This window comes from Sphingobacterium siyangense, assembly GCF_023277505.1.
In the GTDB taxonomy this organism is placed as follows: Bacteria; Bacteroidota; Bacteroidia; order Sphingobacteriales; family Sphingobacteriaceae; genus Sphingobacterium; species Sphingobacterium siyangense.
The window spans coordinates 4,796,242-4,818,737 of sequence record NZ_CP080574.1; the positions used below are offsets into that span (position 1 = coordinate 4,796,242).

29 protein-coding genes are annotated in these 22,496 nt (G+C 37.7%); 18 read left to right on the forward strand and 11 right to left on the reverse strand.

Annotation, left to right across the window (positions count from 1 at the left end; genetic code table 11):
• Positions 1–6: 6 nt before the first annotated feature.
• From K2F45_RS20180 to K2F45_RS20220, 9 genes are all read right to left on the reverse strand, one after another.
• The gene (locus K2F45_RS20180; protein ID WP_248932267.1) at positions 7–1,074 is read right to left on the reverse strand and encodes a cytochrome-c peroxidase; all 1,068 of its coding nucleotides are present in this window, start codon (positions 1,072–1,074) and stop codon (positions 7–9) included.
• A gap of 15 nt (positions 1,075–1,089) precedes the next feature.
• The gene (locus K2F45_RS20185; RefSeq protein ID WP_248932268.1) at positions 1,090–1,989 is read right to left on the reverse strand and encodes an MbnP family protein; all 900 of its coding nucleotides are present in this window, start codon (positions 1,987–1,989) and stop codon (positions 1,090–1,092) included.
• Positions 1,990–1,994: 5 nt separating this feature from the next.
• Positions 1,995–3,116: a cytochrome-c peroxidase gene (locus tag K2F45_RS20190; protein WP_248932269.1), complete on the reverse strand. Its 1,122-nt coding sequence runs from the start codon at positions 3,114–3,116 to the stop codon at positions 1,995–1,997.
• Positions 3,116–3,994 carry an MbnP family protein gene (locus K2F45_RS20195; protein WP_248932270.1) on the reverse strand — a complete coding sequence of 293 codons (879 nt, stop codon included), beginning with the start codon at positions 3,992–3,994 and terminating at the stop codon, positions 3,116–3,118. The genes K2F45_RS20190 and K2F45_RS20195 overlap by 1 nt, the downstream gene beginning before the upstream one ends.
• Before the next feature lie 32 nt (positions 3,995–4,026).
• Complete coding sequence (locus K2F45_RS20200; RefSeq protein ID WP_248932271.1) at positions 4,027–4,869, reverse strand: FixH family protein; 843 nt, start codon at positions 4,867–4,869, stop codon at positions 4,027–4,029.
• A gap of 95 nt (positions 4,870–4,964) precedes the next feature.
• Positions 4,965–5,345 carry a hypothetical protein gene (locus tag K2F45_RS20205; protein WP_147430527.1) on the reverse strand — a complete coding sequence of 127 codons (381 nt, stop codon included), beginning with the start codon at positions 5,343–5,345 and terminating at the stop codon, positions 4,965–4,967.
• A 14-nt stretch (positions 5,346–5,359) separates the two neighbouring features.
• Positions 5,360–6,016 (reverse strand): SCO family protein, encoded by a 657-nt coding sequence (locus tag K2F45_RS20210; RefSeq protein WP_248932272.1) that lies wholly within the window; start codon positions 6,014–6,016, stop codon positions 5,360–5,362.
• A 694-nt stretch (positions 6,017–6,710) separates the two neighbouring features.
• The gene (locus tag K2F45_RS20215; protein WP_248932273.1) at positions 6,711–7,481 is read right to left on the reverse strand and encodes an aminoglycoside 6-adenylyltransferase; all 771 of its coding nucleotides are present in this window, start codon (positions 7,479–7,481) and stop codon (positions 6,711–6,713) included.
• 132 nt (positions 7,482–7,613) lie between these two features.
• The gene (locus K2F45_RS20220) at positions 7,614–7,946 is read right to left on the reverse strand and encodes a winged helix-turn-helix transcriptional regulator (protein ID WP_248932274.1); all 333 of its coding nucleotides are present in this window, start codon (positions 7,944–7,946) and stop codon (positions 7,614–7,616) included.
• Between the two features lie 112 nt (positions 7,947–8,058).
• On the opposite strand from K2F45_RS20220, the gene K2F45_RS20225 reads away from it, so the two are divergent.
• From K2F45_RS20225 to K2F45_RS20270, 10 genes are all read left to right on the forward strand, one after another.
• Positions 8,059–8,955: an SDR family oxidoreductase gene (locus tag K2F45_RS20225; RefSeq protein WP_248932275.1), complete on the forward strand. Its 897-nt coding sequence runs from the start codon at positions 8,059–8,061 to the stop codon at positions 8,953–8,955.
• Between the two features lie 11 nt (positions 8,956–8,966).
• Entirely contained in the window at positions 8,967–9,356 is a 390-nt protein-coding gene (locus K2F45_RS20230) for a nuclear transport factor 2 family protein (protein ID WP_248932276.1), read from the forward strand.
• Between the two features lie 130 nt (positions 9,357–9,486).
• On the forward strand, positions 9,487–10,335 hold the full coding sequence (locus K2F45_RS20235) for a helix-turn-helix domain-containing protein (RefSeq protein ID WP_248932277.1): 849 nt from the start codon (positions 9,487–9,489) through the stop codon (positions 10,333–10,335).
• A gap of 220 nt (positions 10,336–10,555) precedes the next feature.
• Entirely contained in the window at positions 10,556–11,146 is a 591-nt protein-coding gene (locus tag K2F45_RS20240) for a TetR/AcrR family transcriptional regulator (RefSeq protein ID WP_248932278.1), read from the forward strand.
• A gap of 69 nt (positions 11,147–11,215) precedes the next feature.
• Entirely contained in the window at positions 11,216–11,674 is a 459-nt protein-coding gene (locus tag K2F45_RS20245; RefSeq protein ID WP_248932279.1) for a hypothetical protein, read from the forward strand.
• Position 11,675: 1 nt separating this feature from the next.
• Complete coding sequence (locus K2F45_RS20250; protein WP_248932280.1) at positions 11,676–11,978, forward strand: DUF3817 domain-containing protein; 303 nt, start codon at positions 11,676–11,678, stop codon at positions 11,976–11,978.
• Positions 11,975–12,346 (forward strand): rhodanese-like domain-containing protein, encoded by a 372-nt coding sequence (locus tag K2F45_RS20255; RefSeq protein WP_248932281.1) that lies wholly within the window; start codon positions 11,975–11,977, stop codon positions 12,344–12,346. The genes K2F45_RS20250 and K2F45_RS20255 overlap by 4 nt, the downstream gene beginning before the upstream one ends.
• A 522-nt stretch (positions 12,347–12,868) precedes the next feature.
• Complete coding sequence (locus K2F45_RS20260) at positions 12,869–13,576, forward strand: DsbA family oxidoreductase (RefSeq protein ID WP_248932282.1); 708 nt, start codon at positions 12,869–12,871, stop codon at positions 13,574–13,576.
• Between the two features lie 45 nt (positions 13,577–13,621).
• Positions 13,622–14,197: a class I SAM-dependent methyltransferase gene (locus K2F45_RS20265; RefSeq protein WP_248932283.1), complete on the forward strand. Its 576-nt coding sequence runs from the start codon at positions 13,622–13,624 to the stop codon at positions 14,195–14,197.
• Between the two features lie 113 nt (positions 14,198–14,310).
• Positions 14,311–14,544: a hypothetical protein gene (locus K2F45_RS20270; RefSeq protein WP_248932284.1), complete on the forward strand. Its 234-nt coding sequence runs from the start codon at positions 14,311–14,313 to the stop codon at positions 14,542–14,544.
• 51 nt (positions 14,545–14,595) lie between these two features.
• Here K2F45_RS20270 and K2F45_RS20275 read toward each other — a convergent pair whose 3' ends face one another.
• Together K2F45_RS20275 and K2F45_RS20280 are read right to left on the reverse strand one after the other, a co-directional pair.
• The gene (locus K2F45_RS20275) at positions 14,596–15,774 is read right to left on the reverse strand and encodes a rhodanese-like domain-containing protein (RefSeq protein WP_248932285.1); all 1,179 of its coding nucleotides are present in this window, start codon (positions 15,772–15,774) and stop codon (positions 14,596–14,598) included.
• 42 nt (positions 15,775–15,816) lie between these two features.
• Entirely contained in the window at positions 15,817–16,491 is a 675-nt protein-coding gene (locus K2F45_RS20280) for a hypothetical protein (protein ID WP_248932286.1), read from the reverse strand.
• 215 nt (positions 16,492–16,706) lie between these two features.
• On the opposite strand from K2F45_RS20280, the gene K2F45_RS20285 reads away from it, so the two are divergent.
• The 8 genes from K2F45_RS20285 (at position 16,707) to K2F45_RS20320 (ending at position 22,271) form a co-directional block, all read left to right on the forward strand.
• Complete coding sequence (locus K2F45_RS20285) at positions 16,707–16,868, forward strand: hypothetical protein (protein WP_248932287.1); 162 nt, start codon at positions 16,707–16,709, stop codon at positions 16,866–16,868.
• A 341-nt stretch (positions 16,869–17,209) separates the two neighbouring features.
• Positions 17,210–17,791 carry a Crp/Fnr family transcriptional regulator gene (locus K2F45_RS20290; protein WP_248932288.1) on the forward strand — a complete coding sequence of 194 codons (582 nt, stop codon included), beginning with the start codon at positions 17,210–17,212 and terminating at the stop codon, positions 17,789–17,791.
• 90 nt (positions 17,792–17,881) lie between these two features.
• Positions 17,882–18,589 carry a DUF5131 family protein gene (locus K2F45_RS20295; protein WP_248932289.1) on the forward strand — a complete coding sequence of 236 codons (708 nt, stop codon included), beginning with the start codon at positions 17,882–17,884 and terminating at the stop codon, positions 18,587–18,589.
• A 257-nt stretch (positions 18,590–18,846) separates the two neighbouring features.
• On the forward strand, positions 18,847–19,227 hold the full coding sequence (locus tag K2F45_RS20300; RefSeq protein ID WP_248932290.1) for a VOC family protein: 381 nt from the start codon (positions 18,847–18,849) through the stop codon (positions 19,225–19,227).
• Between the two features lie 35 nt (positions 19,228–19,262).
• A complete protein-coding gene (locus tag K2F45_RS20305) occupies positions 19,263–20,027 on the forward strand; it encodes an MBL fold metallo-hydrolase (protein WP_248932291.1) in 765 nt (254 codons plus the stop codon).
• Between the two features lie 333 nt (positions 20,028–20,360).
• On the forward strand, positions 20,361–20,963 hold the full coding sequence (locus K2F45_RS20310) for an SCO family protein (RefSeq protein WP_248932292.1): 603 nt from the start codon (positions 20,361–20,363) through the stop codon (positions 20,961–20,963).
• Between the two features lie 34 nt (positions 20,964–20,997).
• Positions 20,998–21,363 (forward strand): hypothetical protein, encoded by a 366-nt coding sequence (locus tag K2F45_RS20315; RefSeq protein ID WP_248932293.1) that lies wholly within the window; start codon positions 20,998–21,000, stop codon positions 21,361–21,363.
• Positions 21,364–21,401: 38 nt separating this feature from the next.
• On the forward strand, positions 21,402–22,271 hold the full coding sequence (locus K2F45_RS20320) for a helix-turn-helix domain-containing protein (protein ID WP_248932294.1): 870 nt from the start codon (positions 21,402–21,404) through the stop codon (positions 22,269–22,271).
• Positions 22,272–22,496 lie beyond the last annotated feature (225 nt).

Here is a 22,496-nt window from a genome sequence, read left to right on the forward strand (position 1 = left end):
TAATAGCTAATTGACTATAAAATCAGAGCCGAATGGTTCTGAAAGTAATTTGTTCGACAAAAAGGCAGGGTCTTCCAGTGTTTTCAGAAAGGCCATTAAATCTGTTTTTTCATCCTCGGTCATGGCAATGCCCAATGTGCCGTTAGATTGACGGAACAGTGGATCCAATGTCGGTGAATCTACCATATCATGGCGATAATGGTCGAGCATACGGCTAACGGTCAGATAGCGTCCGTCGTGTGTATAAGGCGCGGTAAAGGAAAGGTTCCTTAAAGAGGGTACCTTGAATCTGTATTCGTCCTTTACGTTACCCGTTACAATAGCTCTTCCTTTGTCATTACTTCTATTGGGACGTATACCATTGTTACGATAACTAAGATCCGTGAACAAGGGTTCTTTGTGGCAGTTCGCACAGTTATTCTGGAAAAACAGATAACCCCGTTTTTCCGATTCTGAAAAAGAAGCACCTTTTTCCTTACGCATCACTTTGTCGTATTTGGAATCACTACTGGTAGCCATGAGCATAAATTGCGATAAGGCCCTAAAAAACAACACATCTGTAATCTCCTCCGTACCGAAAGCTTTCTTGAACAGCGCAGGATATTCCGGACGTGCCCTTAATTTGAGTAGGATGTTGGGTACCGTCTCGTCCATCTCCACCTCACTATGGATAGCATTTACCCCTGACAGGTCGAGATCAAATACACCGCCATCCCAAAAGAACTCATTGTGCCAAGCCAAGTTCATAATCGGCATGGGATTACGTGTCCCGAGCCGGTCATCAATCCCGTGACTTACGTCATGACCGTGGTGTGTAAATCCAGCGCCCTGTATATGACAGCTCCCACAGGCGATTGTATTGTTTCGCGAAAGCCTTGGTTCATAAAACAACTTTTTCCCTAATTCAAAACCATCCTTTGTCACCGGATTTCTGGAAAGGTCATAGGCAGGCTTCGGAAAATTGGAAGGCTGTACAAATCCAAAGAATATCTCCTCGTCCTCCAAAATGTCATTTCCTTTTTTGCAGGCCCATATCAGGGCAAGAATCGTGGTAATAACTATTATTTTCTTCATCTCTTCCTTGTTTTATTAATTCGAGGAAAGCTCCTCTTCACTTCGCACATAGTTCTCGGTATGGTCATGCGTAAACAGGGATTCAAAATTACCCGCGATATTCCCACTATCCTCTTTATTGAACATAACGTTAGGTTTATCCGCTATACTCAACTTATACGGGCCATTAAAGATCTGCATCAGGTCAACCATCAAATGGACATTGCTCCTTAAGTCTGTTCTCACATGCGCCAGATGGTCCCCACTGGTTTTGGTCAGGTCAACTGTAATGACTTTGATATTGTTCATTGCTTCCGGATCGTCAAAAGGATAACCGAAACCTCCGATATGATATTTGAATTGTTTATTACCAGTAGGGTCACCTTGCTGATCATCTGTTACCACGTCACTATTCCCTTCCAGTTTGAAGAAGATATAACCCTGGCTCCATGTCCAGAACATACCCGCATGGCCTTCTCCCGGATTGAAGGAAAGCACCCCAGTTCTTCGTTCCATAGGCATCATGTTTCTTTCCTGATCGACGCCGATCATAAACTCAACTTTCGTATAATCTCCTTCCGGCACTTTGACCTTTGTAAAACGGGTCGTTCGATCTGATCCATCTACCATAAAATAACTATCGTCCTGCGGAACGGTATAACTACTTCCATCAGCTTTGTAAAGCTTGATATTGCTGATGTAGTACATCAGGATACGTATACTGAATTGCTCGCCCTTTGCATTTCGGTACAGATAGTTAGGGTCGATATATAATCGGTCTTCCCCAACGATATGGTCAAACTCAATAGAGAAATCGCCCATTTTAGTTTCGTCAATAATATCGTCATCCTTTTTACAGGCCGATAGGAAAAAGCAAAACGCTATAAGTGCGGTCGCCATATTCTTCCAGTTTCTTTTTATCATTTTATATTTCATATCAATTATTTAAAAGGACTTGAAAATTCCCTGTTTTTTAAAAATGTCTCATCGGTCAACGCATTCAGAAAGGACTTAATGTCCTCGACTTCTTTGTCTGTCATGGGTATGCCGACCCGGTCATTGTTCTGGTATAATACCGAAGCTGTAACAGGGGTATCTTTAATATCGAAACGATAATGATTTAGTACCTCATCTATCGTTTTAAACCGTCCATCGTGCATATAGGGTGCGCTCACCATCACATTACGCAGCGTGGGGGTTTTGAAAGCACCCAAATCCAGTGGACTGTAGGTAATACGGTATCTGCCCCAATAAATTCCCTCATGCGATCCGTCCGAGAAATCATCGTCTATCCCATTATTGTGGAAATCATTATCCGTAAATAATTCCCCTGCGTGGCAAGAGCCACACTTTTGGCGAACCAGATTCAGTCCGCGAAGCTGGTCGGCAGATAGCGCGTCCAGCTGCTCTCCCCGACGGTATAAGTCGTATGGAGCATCTGCCGAGATCAACATCCGCTGGAATTGCGATAGCGCCATAGCTGTTCGATGCTCGCTTGGCAGTTCCCCAAATGCTTTGTGAAATAGCTCCACATAAGTAGCATCTGCCCGCAACCGTTCCACCAGCACGGGTAGGTACATGCCCATCTCATCTGCATGTGTCAGCGGACCAAATGCCTGCGACTCCAGATTGGTCGACCCGCCATCCCAAAAAAGGCCCTTGTCTGTCCACGCAAGATTGATCAACGTAGGTGAGTGCCGCTCCAGAGGCTTACCCGATACACCGGCTGTAGTAATAGCCACTCCATCGGAAAAGCCTTTGCTTTGGTGGTGACAACTTGCACAGGAAACCTGCTTGTTGGCAGACAGAATCGGGTCGTAGAAGAGTCTCCGGCCCAATTCAACTCCCGTTTTGGTCAGAGGATTTGAGGGCAGACCCGTTTTGGGATCAATAGCGGATTCCACTGCTTTGGGAAAAAATACAGGCTGACGAAAGGCAAAAGGAATCTCCTCCTCGCCGGTAATGGGTAGGTCATCATCCTTTGAACAGGATAATACGCCGAACAACCCCACCAAAAGGACGAAGACTCCAGTGATATGTTTATTTCTTAGCTTTACAGACATTAATTTGCTTCCACAGAAACCGAACCCGCTTCTTTGAATGTTAACGATTTACTTAAGAAAGTATCGCGAAAAGCTATCATCAGTTCTTTTTTACTTTGGCTAATGCTGTTGTTGGTCCATGGCTGATCGGTAGCTGATAGCAATTCTTTGACATTCACGTCCAAAGTGATTTTTGCCGAGTTTTGAGCATCAACTTTCAATGGTGTAGCCAGTTCTATAGTTTTTTCAGCGCCATCAAACAGTTCGTTGGAACCTGTTTCCCACGACATTGCCTTCGAAGTTGGTGCCCCGTCTGCCCAATGTATAGTACCGGCCAGGGTCAAAAATTTGTAACTCGTGAACCACATCCAGCCATCACTGACACCCATTCCGTTCAGAGAACCTAGTTCCCCTGCGGTCAGGGTAATATTATCATTGTATTTTTTATCTACACCAATAGAAAATTTAATGGCCTTGTATTCGCCAAAAGGGATCTCCTTGATCATCACTTCTTCGCGCTTGGTAGCCGGATACTTCTCTCCATTGACCAAATGTGGTACAACTATTTCGTTAGTTTCTTCCACCAGATAATAGGAATCCGGTATGGCATGTTCTTTATTATCTTTATCAACCAGTTTGACATTGCTTACCCAGTAACGGAGACGGTTAAACTCGAAATCTAGATCATAAGTCCCACTGGCGTTGACGAGTTGATAGGGATATCTTTTATTCAGTTCAAAATCTGACTCACCGTACCGGGCATCAAAGGTCAGGGCCAAAGATCCTGCCTGATCCGCGTAGACAATTTTTTCAACTTCTTTAATTTCAGTTTTTTCACAGGATGTGAACACCAGTGCAGCCACAGCTGCAGCTGCAAAAAATAGGTTTTGCTTATTCATTTTTCTAATTATTGTAGTAATTGATTCGTTTTTTATCTGACCTCAACAGGAAATACCAACTCCTCCTGTGATACTTTTTCTCCACCTTTTAATAGATTCACTTTAATCTTCCAATGACCTTTCATCGTAAAATTGATCATTCCGCTATAGCGTCCATCACCTTTGCTTGTGGCAGCTTTATTGTTCGGAGAACCATGGCCCATATCGGGCATAAGAGGTTCTATCTCGACCGTATAATTATCCAATGGCGGAAAATGGTTGTGATCCATCTTGTGAAGCGTGAAGTCAATAGGTTGGGTACCTGTCTTTGCCTCATCAGGCAACAATAGACTAACGAACACACGACCGTCATCTTTAGTGCCTACGGGAATAGTCCGTGCAGGCGTCGCCTCTGAGACGGGCAAGAGAAAAGAGAGCGTATCTTTTTTATTAAGTACGGCATTCAACATCCAGCCTTTACCCATATCATTCATGTTGGCCATAATAAAGACAACTTCGGCTTTGTATAATCCATTACCCAGATCGACTGGTGGGTAATATGGCCCACCATGCGACACCATTCCCATGTCCATGACGACATCGTAGTCAAGATGGGCGTCCGTCGTGGGATCTCCATCGAGGTCGGTGACCTGAATATAAATTGTTTCGTTTTTGCTCGTTAGGCTATCTTGCACAAATACGCTAACCTTGTTCTGCGCTAAGGTCGTATCCGCAATCTTAGTCAAGGTGGTTACGTCCACCATGGCACCTGCCGTGTCGACAGGATTTTTTTCGTCGGTTTGCGTGTTATTTCCGCACCCGGTTAAACTGTATACCAAAGCCATAGACGCAATGCCTAATAGCATGGATACTTTTACAAAGTAAACTGATTTCATTCTCGATTTTATTCAATGCCAAAATCGCTATGTTGACAGCCATCAGGATAATGCACCTTAGGTCAACATAGCACAAGTAATTTTATGTGAATCAACTAGGCTTTGAATCGAGGTGGGCGGAAGTTGTTTTTAAAATGTATAAAGCTGTAGTAAGCGTTATAATAAGTTACATAGGTGTTTTTCACGCAGATCGACATTTGCTCCGGCATTATAATGAAATCCTGCATCAGGCATATGAAAGTCTCATATTTTACATTTTGTGGAAGGTCTTTTTCAGAAGATTTCTCGTCGAGTGCTTTGAGCTTTTTCATGAGCACACATTGACCATTGCAATGCATTTCAGGTCGGGCTCTATTTTCGCAAAGATTTGCTGCAATAAAAGATCGGTTACTTTCAAACCACACAAATACACCCATGCTTCCCAGGCATTGGTAGGCAAGCACAATAAGGAGTAAGAAAGATACGATCTTTTTCAATTTGGTTTAAACGTTTACAGTTGTGTCAATAATTTCCGGATATCTACTATTGCTTTTTTTGCATCTTCTTCATTCGTACCGTCGTAAACACCCCTAACATGGCCTTTGGTATCTACCAATGTAAATGCGCCGCTATGGTCAAATCCTCCAGGGACATCGGGGTTCTCCTCTGCATAAGAAAAATAACCTTCTTTACCTGCAATCTTATAAACGGCATTCTGAGGGCCATTTAAGAACCTCCAATTTAATGGCGCTCCAACTTTTTTTGCATAATCCCGAAGAACAGTTGGCGTATCATGTTTATCGTCAATGGTATGGGATAAAATAACGAACCGTTTTTCATGCTCAAATTCTTTTGCTATAATGAGCATGTTTTTGGCGAGCAATGGGCATATCGTTGGACAACGGGTAAAGAAAAAATCTGCCAGATATATTTTATCAGCAACATCCTCATTGGAAACCCACACGCTGTCCTGATCCACAAAACGGAATGCAGGTATAGTGTGATATATTGTGTCGTTAGCTTTTTTACCATCTTTTTCCACCAAAACAATTTCCTTCTCACCCATAATAGGAAGATCATCTTTGTCCTTGTTTTGGTTAATGCAAGAATGAAAGACAGAAATACTAAAAAGCAAAAGCGCTGCTTTAAGAAATTTGAAAGACTGCATATATTTTTTCCTTATATCAGATTATACCAATAATTGCACACAAAGTTACCACTCTATATATTCCCGAGCATAAACATAAGCGTGCCATTGATTTAGGTTTTCGTGCATAAGTAGCGTTAACGAATCTATATTAGGGAGATACGGTTGTATTCATAATCGCTTTAAAGAGAATTTATATTTTAAAGTTTTCAGGAAAAGCTGGATCAACTGAATACAAGGCTTTTATAGAGATTATCAAAAAAGTCAGGTAACGATTTGACAACGTGCTTATTGCTTTGTATTTCAACGAGATTCCGTTAGCTCATAGTAATTATACAATATTTATTTCTCTCAAATCCATACAAAGATTTTTATCACTCTGGTTATATCATTGCCGTATAATGTTTCTAAATTCCGATATTGTACGCTGTTTATAACTTGGGAGGTCTGCTGTAATGCTCTGTTTACAACAGATTGATTGGGGAAAGGGTGGGAAGCAATTACGAATGTTCTTGTATTTGGCAATCCAAAACCGCCCGATGAACCACTTGTTGAAAATGTTGTCATTTAGATGGCTTCAATTTGGTAATTACTTGTTTTTAATTAAATGCAAATGGAAAAACCTAAAAATAGTATCTCATTACTTTGTCTCCCACAAAATCAATAACAAAGATTTCGACAACTTACTGAAAACCTTTGTTTTGAGAATGGGATTTTATCCAATTCTATTTAGCAACCGTTTTAAGTTTTTTGCAACACTTAACTCATCAAACAGTTTTTTTGATAAGCTTAATGAATTTTGAAACGCTGTTATTAAATTGTCAGTATCCAAATCAGATGTTGTCAATCTAAATTCTGAATACCATTCTTTGTCAATATCTTTCTCTAAGCTCTTTGTCGGGCTTTCCCAATGTTGGGTTTGCTTGGTTGCTATCCTGATAAGCCAGAGTAAATACTTTTGTATATTTGACAGACTTTGGAAAGCGTGAGCGTATTCCTGTCTTTTAATCAAATTATTTGTTGTCAATAATACGTTTAGTAATGATTGACTTAAAAATAAGATATTCTCATTTGTAATTCGGTTAGGCAATTTTGTTTTTATTTGATTAAGTGTTTCAATCAAAAAACCGTCTTTGTCAATCAAGTTCATTTGGTCAAAATCACTGAACGCTACAACGCCCTCCCAAGATTTTATTACGTCAATATCATTTACTGTTAAAAAATGAAATTCGCCTCTAATCAAGTTCTCAAAAATTGCAACTTCACTGCCATATTCATTCGTAAAATATAACGCTGTCGGATAAATCTGATTTACCCACTTTTCGGCAAAAAAATTTTCTTTGCTTTTTAGAAAGATATAAAACTCGATGTCAGAATATTGGTCGCCCTCATTTTTCGTAAACGAACCATACATTAAAACTGCGGAAACATTTTCGTCTTGTTGAGCTATTGATTTAGCTTTGTTAATCATTTGTAATTGTATCATTTAAAATAAGTTTAAAAGTTAATAATAAGAATTTACTCTATTTCTCATTTAGCGATACACAGGGTATCCAAATGTAGCCAGTCCGGAATGGAAGTCGGTCTATATTACAAATCAGTGTATGAGAGGGCTTCGTCAAACCAAGTTCTCCAATCCAAATTCTGCCAGCTTATCTACGATTGGTAAAGTTTTTAATCCCAATTCCGTCAACTGATATTCTACTTTAGGAGGAATCTGGGGATAGACCTTTTTGATGACTAATTTATTCTCAACCAGCATATTCAATTCCTGAATCAACATTTTTTCACTAATACCAGTAACAGCCCTTTTCAATTCCCCATACCGCATTACACCTTCGTTGATTTGGAACAATATCATTAATGTCCATTTACCACCAAGTAAAGTTAAAGACGCTCTAACAGGGCAGTTATCGTCGCAAGGTGGATTTATTCTTAAGTTTTTTTCCATTGATAATCAATAATTCTAACCATTTAGTAAGTACCAAACGCATAGGTAAGTACTTGTGCAAAGGTAAGTAATAGTTTATTTTCGTAGAAGTTATCATAAAAATAAACAGAAAATGAGAATATTAGTATTTGGAGCTACAGGCTCACAACAATTCAACGTGATAGGCGAAGCAAAGAAAAAAGGTGCAGAAGTAATTGCTGCTACTAGCTCAGAAAAGAGTTTTGAAAAATTAGCTCAAGCAGGAGCTACTCCGGTTTTGGCAAATTTAGCTGATGCTGATAAAATTAATGAAATTACCAAAGGCATCGATGCAATTGCTTATATGATTCCTGTATCCCTGCCAAACCCTTTTGACGGATTGGAATATTCAAAAAATGTAATCAATGCGGCAAAAGCAAATGGAGTAAAGAAAATCGTTTGGAATACAAGCGGCTGGATAGAGGCTCAAAAAATTGGTTCTCCTGTAGACGATGTAAAATTGGATGTTCAGGATTATTTAAAAAATAGTGGATTAGATTACGTGATCATCGAACCTACCATCTATATGGAAAATATGATGGGAGCATTCTGTGCCCCTTTTATAAAAAATGAAAAGAAATTAGCTTATCCTACACCTGAGGCAATGCCGATTGGATGGATTGCATCGAGAGATGTGAGTGCCTTTGTGGTTGAAGCTATTTACAATGAAGATTTAAAAGCAGATAGTTTTAAAGTCAGTGGGTTAGAAAATCTAAAAGGGGATGAATTAGCATCAAAGTTTTCTGAAGGTGTAGGGGAAGAAATTGTTTATTATGCACAGAAACCTCAAGAATTTGGTGATATATTGAAGCCATTCGTAGGAGAAGCTGGCGCAAACAGTGTTGCAGCATTTTATGAAATGCTACAGAATTCAACAGAATATCCTTCAAAATTTAATCCTCAAATGAACAAAATACTGGAAAAGCTTCCTGTAAAAATGACTTTGTTAGCAGAATGGGCAAACGAGAATAAAAATTATTTCATCAAATAAACAAACTATATATGAAAGCGAAAGAAGTTGTTGCCTCATACTTTGAGGCATTGGGCAAAGGAGAATTAGAAAAAGCACTTTCATCATTTACTCCAGAAACCAAGTGGTGTCAACCGGGTGATAATCAGTTTGCCGGATTGAAGAATAATCTCAATGAAATTATCCAAATGTTTCAAGGTATAATGAACCATACATCAGGAAATATGCATGTTAGACCAAACGGAACAATGTTGGAAAGTGGAAATCTGGTAGCAGTTCCGGTTTGGTTTACCGCTAAAACAGAAACTAAAATTATGGATCTGGGCGGTCTTGATCTTTTCGAAGTAAAAGATGGAAAAATCGTTCAGGTTTGGACATTCTCAGATGACCAGTCGGTAGATGATGAGTTTTTTGGTAAGTAAACTTATAATAATTTAATGCACTAGGACGGTAGTATTAATGCTCTATCGTCCTTTATTTTTATATTTAAAGCGAGTAATTAATTGTAAATGGAGAATTTTACGTAGTTCCATCGACAATAGCGATCTGTTTATGGAAATTTTAAAGTCATTTGGAAACAAGAAAATCGGTTATTTAGATTTTGACACCACTAGTCCAATGGATGGTTTTTCGCTGCCGTGCCGAAAATCGAACGACTGCTACATCATTCTTTACACACAAGCAGGAAGTTCCGTAATTACTGATTTTGTTGAGTATAAAACAGAGCAGGATACCTTATTTTTTTTCAGTGTCGGACAACATTTCCAAATTGAGGATAATAGTAAAGGAGCACTGATTTATTTCAATCCCGAGTTTTATTGTATTGCCTTCCACGACAAAGAGCTGACCTGTGACGGAATTCTGTTCAACAATGTTTTTGAAACACCGTACATTACATTAACTGATGACGAAAATAGATCATTCAGCAGGATTGCTGACGAGATCAAGCAGGAATTGAATAAGGATGATTACTGGACAGAAGAAATGACAAGAACAAAATTGAAGGAGTTGATCATCACAGCAAGTAGAGCGTGGCTTACTAGGTCACCTGAACAAAAAGGATTGGGAACAGTAGAGGATGCGATAACTAGAAGATTTAGTCATTTGGTTGAGGAAAATTATTATCGACATCATAGTGTTGCACAATATGCTGAACTACTTTATATCAGTCCCAAAACTTTGTACAGAAAAGTTGTAGATGAAAAAGGAACATCGCCTAATACCATTATCAAAAACAGGATTATACTGCAGGCAAAGAGATTGCTTGTCAATACCGACCTCACTATCAAGGAAATTGCTGTCCAGCTCGGATATGAAGACCAATCTTATTTTGTGCGGTTTTTTAAAATACAGACTGGAAAATCTCCGGTTGAATTTAGAAAAACAATAAATGATAATTAAAGCCTTGATAAAAACTCCTGCATGTTTTTTCTATCTGAGGGAATTCTTTATCGATATCCAACAATAATCAAATATTGCTATATCAGTACGTATCTAGAATGGATTTTATTTTTGGAAAGACAAAATAAAATCCAATCCAAATAGTGGGTATTCATAAAGACAATTTGCCGACCTAGCAAACTTTTACGTTCTTTGTAATTCATACTATCTAGTATCTTTTATGAAAAAAGCATCGGCAACACGGCATACCATTCTCCAAAAAGCGTTTGAAATTATCTATAGCAAAGGATATCAAACCACAAGCATTGATGAAATTATTGCTACGACGAAAGTTACAAAAGGTGCGTTTTACTATCATTTCAAAACCAAAGATGAAATGGGTTTGGCAATAATTAATGAAATTTTGAAACCAACAATGAAAAATGATTTCATTAAACCATTGCAAAATGCTAAAAATCCAATCAGGGAAATTTACGATATGACGAAAGCATTACTTCTTGAAAATCCGTTTTTAAAATTAGAATACGGTTGTCCGGCAGGAAACTTAACACAGGAAATGACACCCTGGAATGTAGAATTTGGAAAAGCTTTAGCAGAGCTTACATTAGAATGGCAACAAACAATAGAAAATAGTATCAAAATTGCCAAAGAAAATGGTAAGGTAAGAGGTAGTGTAGATCCGCAGCAGGTAGCCTATTTTATTATGTCGGGATATTGGGGAATCAGAAATTTTGGTAAGGTTTATAATAATACTGACTGCTATCATTCCTATCTAAAAGAGCTAAAAATTTATCTAAATAGCTTAGGATAAAATATTTTACATAAAAACATACTAAGTAGTATGTTTTTAATATCTTTGCATCGTTAAATAAAATTTACGATGTTTCAAACACTTACCTTTTACCATTCCATCATGCGTTGGCTTGTTTTAGCAAGTATAGTTTACGCAATTTATCGTGCATACAGAGGTTATTCTTCGAACGCCCAATTTTCCAAAACAGATAATGCCGTTCGGCATTGGACAGCTACAATTGCACACATTCAGCTTCTAATTGGGATTATATTGTACACCCAAAGTCCGATAATCAAATACTTTTGGCAAAACTTCAATGAAGCCATCCAAAATTTAGACCTTACATTTTTTGGCCTACTTCACCTAATTTTAATGCTAACCGCAATCATTTTAATTACCATTGGTTCTGCATTATCAAAAAGAAAAACAACTGACAACGATAAATTCAAAACAATGTTGGTTTGGTTTTCGGTTTCCCTCATCATCATTTTCATCGCCATTCCGTGGCCATTTTCACCCTTAGCAAACAGACCTTATTTTAGATAGTATGATACATTTATTCAAAACAAAAATCGGAAGATTACGCATTATTGGTTTTCTTGAAGGAGTTTCCTTACTGGTGCTCATTTTTATTGCGTCACCGATGAAACATTATTTTGACAATCCAGCTTTTTCAAAGATTCTTGGACCAATTCACGGAGCTATATTCTTACTATTCCTCTTCAATACTTTAAGTGTAGCTGTAGAGCAGAATTGGAAATTTAAAACCACGACCTGGAAAATTATTTTGGCTTGTTTTATTCCATTCGGAACGTTTTACATTGACCATAAAATTTTAAGCAAACTATGAAAACGATATACATTATTGCGGGTGCAATTCTTTTAATCTATATTTCTTACCGCACCTATCGCTTTGCAAAACTTGACAACGGACTTTCCGAAAAGATAGAAAATGGCGCAATAATTTTAGATGTCCGAACCGAAAATGAGTATAAAACAGGTCATATTGATGGTTCGATAAATATCCCATTAGGAACAATTCGAGAAAGATACATTGAACTTGACACCAGTAAAACCTACATCACTACTTGTTCTCACGGTTTGAGAAGTGTAAAAGTTGAAACGATTTTAAAGGAAAAGGGATATAAAAATGTTTTTAATGGCGGAGCTTGGTCTGATCTTGAAAAAATTGTAATCGAACAAAAAGGCAAAAGATGATTTCGGTATTTAAAACAAATGTGACAAACAGGAAAGAAATAGAAACGCTTAAACCACTTCTTGACACACATCTCGAAATTGCAAAATGGAATTTTGACCTTGAAGACTGCGACAATATTTTGCGTATAGATAGTATAAACAAAATCACTGAATGTACTGTTAAAATTTTGAGAGACAATGGTTTCTAATGCGAGGAACTTGAAGGTTCACCGATAAGAAGAACACCCAATAACAACAAACCAAGATTAAATGTTGGGTAAAATGTCCTATACAATGAGTTCTATATCCATTGTGTGAAATTTTAAGAGCCGGTAACTTTGTACTATAAAATATTAGTAAAATTAAGTTTATGGAAACAATGATTAAAGCCGTTTGGCAAGGAAGTTTTAAAGAAGGAAAAGGACAGTTTAATGTGACTGATTCTGAATGTTGAAATTAGTTTAGAAGCTACTTTGGTATCATAAAAACAGTTATAACCAAAAGTTTAACTTGTTACGGTGAAATAAACAAAAAATCCCTTAAATGAAAATAGAAATCTGGAGTGATGTAATTTGTCCGTTCTGTTACATCGGAAAAAGAAATTTTGAAGCGGCTTTAGAACAATTTGCAGATAAGAAAAACATTGAAGTAATCTGGAAAAGTTTCCAATTGGATCCTACAATTCCAAACGTTGCTACGGAAAGCTATGCCGATTATTTGGTAAAACGAAAAGGAATGGCTGTAGAGCAAGTCCAGGGAATGTTGGCTAATGTAACACAAATGGCAACGCAGGTAGGACTAGATTATCATTTAGATCAATCCGTAATTGTTAATTCGCTAAAAGCCCATCAGTTGATACAATTTGCAAAATCAAAAAATCTGGGTAACGAAGCTGAAGAACGTTTGTTCAAAGCATTTTTTATTGAAGGAAAAAATATTGCTGATACAGAGACCTTAGCACAATTGGGTAAAGATTTCGGTTTGGACGAAAGCGAAATCAAAGCCAATTTAGAGGACGAAAAATACAAGCATGAAACAGCTCAGGATATCCAGGAATCCCAAAATATAGGAGTTACGGGTGTTCCATTCTTTGTGTTCGACAGAAAATATGCTGTTTCCGGGGCACAACCAGCAGAGGCGTTTTTAGAAACTTTGAACAAGTCTTTTACCGAATGGAGAAAATCCAATCCTGAATCTGTGTTAGAAATTACAGAAGGAAAAAGTTGTACGGTTAATGGTAAGTGTGATTAACTTTATAAGTCACAAATACTCTTCTTTCTAAAAATCAACAAAACGATGTTAGATATGTACCGAATGTTTGTTGTTCCAGAAGGCAAGTCGGGCGAAAAAGGAGCCAACATGATGGTAGATTTAGGTGATGCAATGGCTCGTGAAGCTATCGCACTTCTTGGCCTTGGGCAGGAAGACCGTGTAATTGAAATAGGATTTGGACCGGGAATAGGTCTGGAAACTTTGGCAAAAATGGTATCACAAGGTAGCATTGTAGGAATTGATCCTTCAGAGTTAATGCATCGGCTTGCCAGTGAGCGTAACAAAGATTCTATAGTTTCAGGAAAAATCACTCTTTTAAAAGGAACTGTAGCAAATCTACCTTTTGATGATGACTATTTTAATGGTGCAATCGCGATGGACAATATGCATTTTTGGAGCGAACCGTTGAACGGATTAATCGAGCTCAGACGTGTACTGCTGCCGGGATCAAAGTTGGTCTGTTCTTTCACACCACATTCTGGAGGTAGCAAACATGGCTGGGAAAAACTTTTCGAAAGAGCTGGATACGTGGATTTTACACTATTGGAATCCGCAATAGGAATTCGCATAGTAGCGGAAATCCCGGAGATATCTGTTTAAAAATCAAAGCAGAAGAGCAAGAGCATTTTAGCACATAACGCTTTTCATCTGACCATCAAAGCTGTTACATGTCAGAACTTAAATTAAAGCAGCTAATCAAAACGCTTAAGAAGATGAATAGATATTTAAGAAATTGGAATTTAATGCGGGTGCTGCGGTTAGCATTGGGCATTTTTATTATTGTGCAGGGCATTATGCAAAAAGAATGGTTGCTCTTGGGTTTGGGCAGTCTGTTTTCATTGATGCCCTTGATGAATGCCGGTTGCTGTGGTGTGTCAGGCTGCAATACCCCTATTTCAAGAAGAACAAAAAAACTAGGAGAAAGAACTTATGAAGAAATACGGTAAAAAAATACTTCATCCTTATTTTAGATATTGATCTTGGAGCTTTGGCGGGTTTTATTGATCTAGCAGATTTTTCAATTCCAATTTTTGATGGTCGTAAATGTTCTCTTGAAACTGGAAAATACCACCGGTCAATAAATACAAATCTTTTACACCATACTCCTTGCAACGCTTGGCAAACGCAAACAATTCTTCTTCCATCATCCTGTCATAAAGGATAATAGTCTTGCCCACATATTTGGCTATTTTTTCCTTATTCAGAGTAGCCAATGGCATATTTATGGCGTTTCTCAGGTGTCCTACATTTTTATAAAATACCTTATCCGTGCCCTCAAATTCCGTTTCAGGCCTAACATCAATGATAATTGTATTGCTGTTCTGATTGGACAATTTTAGTAATTCTTCAGACAAAATCATTCGATATTTTGTTTCCAAGAACGTTCTTTCTATGCTGGCATAAGTACTAATGATATTTTGAAGCCCAAAAATCAGAACAGTTGTTTGGTAGCCTTGCTCAATTAAATAATTTGCCGCAATAGGACTTTGATTTCCATCATTATCGAACAGCAAAATGGTTTTGCTTTTGTCCAATAATTTCAAATTGTCTTTTAGCTTATCGTAAGGAATATGAAGCGCTGATTTGATTTTTCCAAATGAGTTTTCACGCTCCGCTTTGGCCATTCCTAAGTACAAGCTATCGGGTCTGATGTCGATTATCTGGAATTTCTCGTTGTTGAAGGCTTTGGCAAATACGGCTGGAGGAACCAACCCATATTTAAGGTTACTCGTATAATATTTCCTTCTATAAGGCATTTCGCTTTCAGAAAGAGAATTAAAATATGATAAGCCTCCATTAATATTAACCACATTCACAAAAGAGCTATCTGCCAGTCGCTTGGCTAAGTACCTCGACCTTTTGCTATGACTGCAATAAAGATAAAGCGTATCATTTTTATGCTTCAGATATTCGGGGTAATATTTATCAAAATCACCAAAATCGGTTTCTATTGCACCTTTTATTTTTCCTTGATTAAATGCTGGTAATTTTCCGTTATCGGTTCTTTCGCCGTCAGATCTTATATCGAAATAAACAAGCTTCGGATTAAGTTCCAGCCGTTTAAAAAAATTGCTCCACGAAATGGTTTGATAGCGAACATTATCCGATTTAAAGTCTTGTGCGTGACTAAAAACATTAAACAGCGATAACACAAAGGCAAAAGTGATTTTTTTCATTTTTTATTAATTGTAAATTATTGTGATTGTTATCTATCGCCGTTAGAAAAGCAAAAAGCTAACGAAACCGCCAAAGCTGTTTTCATTATGTTTCTCTGGACCATAATAATCTATATTAGAACCCAATCCAAAAGAAAATTCGTTATAACTTAACCCAGCACGAGCCATCAAATAACTTCTGGTCTGCATGTCGATGATGGTATTGTATTCATATAAAGCCTGAAGTCGTGAATAGAAACGCCATTTGTCATTAATCTTTGGCTTATATTCAACTAAAACCAGGCCTTCTACATTGGTGTCTTTAGAAAAATCTATTCTCGAATTAGCAACAAACAACCAAGTCGGGTTGGCTACCGTATAAATTATGCCGGTTATGGGGCGCATACCTTTCACAGGCGTTACATGAAAACCTCCGGCAAGTTTTAAGCCTTTCAAAACTTCATAAGTCAGGCTGGCTTGTGTCATGTAGTCGTTGATTTGATCATTATCCCATTCCCCCACCAAGGACGTTACGCTGAAAATTCCCAATTTAGGAATACTCTTAAATTTTTTATCAATGATCATTTGAAAAGCCAGTCCTCTGTTGCTGCCCAATAACTCTGTATTAATTGGAGGGTTTATTGCTGGAATTTCTGCTTTTTCTTGCGAAAAGGTATTTCCACTTATGACCAAAAGCAGTACTATAAAAACATAACTAATTTTTGTTAAGAACTTCATTGTTCAGAAATTTACTTGTTTGGATTTTTTTAAGAAGTTCACTTCAACTAAAGCAACTTACGGCGATCTGAAATTCAATTTATAATTATATTCCTACCTCCTATTGGGTCGTACCAAAATTTCTTACAAAGTTACCACTCTATATATTTCTGATAGCTACATAAGCGTGCTATTGATTTAGGTTTTCGTGCACATTGTGATTTCTAGATGATATCTTGAGAAGCTATAGTGCTTGTTTGGTCGGGATTTCAAAACAAATCCTGATCTGGAAAGCCAGGGATATCAATAATGATGGTATTCTTGAATCGGGAAATGAAATACCTACTGGAGGAGTGATGCATACCGCTGGTAAAAAGCCGGAATATGCTGTTTTTTAGGTATTTGTTGATGATGCTGAGAAAGAAATAAAAATAGCGCTAGAAAATGGCGACGCACTTGTCAGGGGACCTGTGACTGATGACTCTAACATTACTTTTGCGCGTTCATAAGACAATTCAGGTCATCAATTTGGCATTTTTTCTGTAAAGAAATGATCTCTTATCGTACTTATCAAGAGTCTGCCTTTTTACGATGGCAGTTTTTTAAATGCCTTTTAGGGTAATTAACATGCCTCATATCATGAATTACATTATCCCCCATTATTTTGTACATTTATGTAAGTTTAACCCGTTAGAGTTTTTAGCCTATGTATCAGGAAACGCAAGATAGATTTACAATAATGATTGATTTTTTTAATTCAATCATTCCCTTAAAGCAAGAGGAAAAGGAATTGATCCGCCAATACTTCCATTTGCGTTCCTATAAGAAACGTATGTTTGTACTTCAGGAAGGAGATGTGTGCCAGCATCTCAATTTTGTACTTTCCGGTTGTCTCCGTATGTATAAAGATGATGAAAATGGCAGTCCGCATATCCTGCTTTTTGCTACCGAAGGTTCATGGATCAATGATCTGGACAGTTATTACCAAGAAAAAAAATCGTTGCTGAACATTGATGTTTTGGAAAATGCAGAATTACTCCAAATCAGTCGCGAGGACATTGTAAAGCTGTATCTCAACGCACCAAAATTTGACAGGATTTTTAGAATTCTCACCGAGAAAAACCTCGTTCTCCTACAAAACCGAATGTTGGAAAATATCAGTTTGTCGGCTGAGGACCGTTATTACAATTTTCTTTCCAATCATCCAGACCTTATCAATAGAATACCTCAGGTACATATAGCATCCTATCTCGGTGTCTCAGCGGAGTTTATCAGTCGTTTAAGGAGCCGAAGGGCTAGAAATCCTTTAATGGGAAATTGACGTAAATCAACATTATTTCTTGATCTGGTTCTGCGAAGGATGATTACTTGTGTCCGTAAATTTGCATAGTAAAGTAAAGATAATTTTATTATGGAAATTGTTAATATAAGTAAGCTGATAAAAACCCTGAATCCCGTAAATGGATGTACTGCGGGGTGCGTATATTGCTATGCACGAAAAATTAACAACAGGTTTAAAATCACCGCTGATTTTGAAATCCCTGAGTTCAGCCCGCTTCGTTTAAAACAGATCTGGCAAACCACAAAATCACAAATCTACTTCATGACAAGTATGAGCGATTTCTCCGATTGGCAGGAAGAGTGGAGAACAATTGTTTTTGATTACATCAAAGATTCTCCACAGCACGATTTTATATTTCTTACAAAATTCCCAGAGCGGATTCATTTCCAGACCGACCTTCAAAATGTATGGATCGGTGCTACTATTACGGCAAAGAATGAAAAACGCAGCATTGATTCATTGAGAAGCAATATCAAATCAAAAAATTATTTTCTCACATTCGAGCCATTGCTAAATGATCTTGGAGAGCTTGACCTGCACGATATCAAATGGATTGTTATCGGGCCTGAAACCGGGAACAGGAAAGGTAAGATTACGGTTAAAAAAGAATGGGTAGACAACATTATGAGACAGGTCGATCAGCAAAATGTTTCAGTGTTTATGAAAGACAGTCTCGCACCTATTGTAAATCCAGATTACATGCGACAGAAATTACCCTTTAATGATCGGGTTGAAAATAAAGAAGAAGAGCTGCAGATTTCGTTTAATTTCCAATAGCTAAACCGAGATGAATGTATCTAATATTAACCAGGATCAATATTAAATATTGATTTAGGTCAAGTAATATTAATCCAATTCGTTAGTAAATTAGGTAGAATTAAATTTTATGCTATTTGGATATCATTTGAATGACCGGAATCGACTTTTATTTCAGGTAATGCGGATTAAAAAGAACACCGGTTTTAAGAAAAACAGATCTTAAAAGAAATATTAAGTAAGAAATAGACTGAACCTTACATTTTATAAGCAGCATAATGAAAACAAAAAGAAATATTGCCGGCTGGTTTGAGATTTATGTAGAAGATATGCAGCGTGCCATGGATTTTTACCTGTATGTTTTCGATGATGTAAACTTCATTGACCTTTCAAAAGGCGACAATAAGATGCAGATGTTTGAATGGGAAGATCACTTCCCCGGAGCAGGCGGGGCATTGGTAAAGATGCAGTTCAATAAACCTTCACCAACTGGAACTATTATCTACTTTAACTGTGACGACTGTGCTGTACAAGAAGCCAAAGCCCGTGAAAAGGGTGTGGAGATTTTAGCTTCTAAAACACAACTTCCCCACTTCGGCTTTTCAGCGCTCCTGAAAGACAGCGAAAATAACACGATTGGGTTATATTCACTTAAATAGAAATAATTTAGTAAAACACATTTAAATAAATTGATATGAAACTACAACAAATCAGGAATGCAACGATGGTTGTCAATTATGGAGGTAAGAAATTTTTAATTGACCCTATGCTAGCCGATAAAGGCACATTACCTGCATTTCCACATCCGGCAAGTGGTGATGAGCGTGATAACCCTTTAGTAGAACTTCCAGTATCAATAGATGAACTGGTTAAAGATCTGGATGCAGTTTTTTTAAGTCACCTGCATTATGACCATTACGATGACGCGGCAAAGAAATTCCTGCCCAAACATATAAAAATTTATGTCCAGGATAATACAGATAAAAAAGAAGTGGAATCTGCTGGATTTACAAATGTTGAAGTCCTTATCGATGGTATTGAGATTGACGGAATTCAACTGTTTAAGACCCGGGCACAGCACGGATTTGGCGAAACATTAAAATTAGCAGGAAATGTTCATGGATTTGTTATGAAGCATGGCTCAGAAAAAACAATATACTTTGTTACCGATTCAGTATGGTATGAAGGCGTGCAGCAGGAACTCGAAAGACACTCTCCTGACATTGTAGTTGTGAACGGCGGTGACAATCAATTCGTCGGCGGCGGCCCGCTGATTATGGGCAAGGAAGATATTAAGAAAGTACATCAGACTGCTCCGGATGCAACGTTGGTGGTAAGCCATATGGAGGGTGTAAACCATAATACCTTATCCAGAAAAGAATTAAAGCAGTTTCTAGCAGACGAGAATATTTCGGATAAAGTACTTGTTCCTGATGACGGACAGCACTATGAGTTTTAAAGTTTGAAATACAGTTTTGAAACTATAAACTATTATTATAAAATCTATCCGCTATTCATTGAGAATAACGGATAGTACTTATATGGGAAGAAAACCGTTATTATAATTTCACTAAATTTTCCTTTTCGAACTTTACTATCATCCTATTCACTTCATATAGGATCATACCTAAATTTCATACAAACTCACCACTCTATATTTACATAAACGTGCAATTGATTTAGGTTTTCGTGCACAAAGTAATTCTATAGAAGAACTTGAGAGCATACACAAGAGATCTAAGGTGAGAAAACGTATATTTGGATATGAAATTCTAATATTTGTCAGCACTTTATGAATAGAGTCTTTGTGTTGCTATTAATAGCATTTGGTTTTGCCTCTTGTCAGGAGACCAGATTACCCTATCTTGGTACTCCAATAACACAAGGGGATACTACGGTTTATCCGACAATTGACCCGTTAACGATGCTTAATCAAGACAGTATGGAAGTGTCCTCGAATAGTTTGAAGAACAAGATACATGTGGCATCGTTTATTTTTCTTTCCTGTCCGACCATTTGTCCCCAGATGATCGTTCAAATGAAAGAGGTGCAGGAGAAAACCCAGAGTATGGATGATGTGCTTCTGCTGTCATATAGCATAGATCCAAAACGGGATACCATACCTGCCCTAAAGGCATACGCTGATAAAATGGGGGCTAAAGATAATAAATGGCATTTTCTGTATGGGGACCAAGAAGAGGTAATGCGCTTGGCGGAGAAATCCTATTATGCGATTGCATATCCTGATAGTCTGGCTCCGGGAGGTTTTACGCACAGTGGAGGTCTCCTTTTGGTCGACAAAGAACTTCATATCAGGGGTGTGTACGATGGTACATCAAACGAAGAAACAAAAAGGCTGTTGAAAGACATCGCTATATTAAGGAAAGAAAAGTAAATTTTATTAGATTCGCACAGTTTTGAAAAAATTCATGTACATATCGTTGCTTTTGGCTATTATCATGCAGTCCACAGGCAGTATATGGATTTATCTGGGCTTTCAGCTCAACCGCGATTACATTGTAAGCCAGCTATGTATCAATCGATTTGAAACCATTCCTGTATGTAAAGGATCCTGTTATCTGGAAGAAAGGATCAAAGAGGAAAAAAGTAACAACGATGCACAGATAAAAGTTAAGTTGCTTGAGGTTGCTATGGTTTTACCTATTCACGAGGATAACCACAAAAATCCTATTCAACAACCCATTAAAGATATTGCTTTTACGCCGGTTTCTATCGGACCGTTGTCCAATGGATTTTGCTTAAGTATCTTCAAACCACCTGTATTTCTTGGCTAATTAATCTATCGGTTATTATAAGTTAAGGAAATATTATTATGGTTGTCAGAACAGAAGAAATAAAGGTTTTGACACTGGAAGATATGGAAAGCCCTAATATAGGTTTTATCATCAATCCGCTCTACACCTTTAACCAGCAATATAGTTTTCTGTCCGTACCCAATCAAAGAATGTTCTATACGATCATCTATTTTGAGGAAGAAGGCGGGAGATTTGCCATCGATCAGTCGGTCGTACAGGTTCAAAAGGGAGAAGCACTGAGCATTGTACCATCCAGTGTCTGCACATTTGAAATAAATAAAGAAGCGAAAGGTTGGATTTTGCTTTTTACGGATGCTTTTTTTACAAAACGTTACAACGATAACGTCTTGCATGATTTCTCTTTCTTAAAGAATAATGCAGTATATAAGCAATTGGAAAATAACATAGACATTTCCAAGTTGCACATGATGATGGATTCGATGTATGATGAGCTCAAGCTGGCGGATAAAGATTCTAAAACGATTCTGAGGTCTTATTTGAATATTGTACTCGGTATGCTGGAACGTTGTAGTGGTATACGGTTGGCTACGCCTTATAATAAGGAAAGAGAAAATAGGGTTCGGGCATTCGAACAATTGCTCGAACAATATTACAAAAGTGAGCGCTTTCCTTCATTCTATGCAGAGAAACTGAACATATCAAGCAATTACCTGAATCGCATCTGTAGGGAACGACGCAATAAAAGTGTGGGTGAATTGATACGGGGCAGAATTCTAATGGAAGCAGAGCGATTGCTGTATCACACCTTCAAGACCGTGTCCGAAATTTCATTTGAACTGGGATTTGACAGTTCTTCGTACTTCATCACTTTTTTTAAAAAGAAACATGGAATCAGTCCAGAGGAATTCCGCAAAATGCAAAGATAAACTCAAAGCTTTAGTCGACATAGCATAAGCAGTTCTATTTCGATAGGGCTGCTTTTTTATGCTATACGGAATAGTCTTGTTTTTGCTTATTACAGGCTGTTACGAATACCTAAACCATTAAACCATAAACAGCAACTTGCTGTTCCAAAAACAAAAATCATCTGCATCTCTATTTCGTCAATACTTGCAAACAAAGCAGGAACTTTGTCAAAAAGCAAAAGAGAG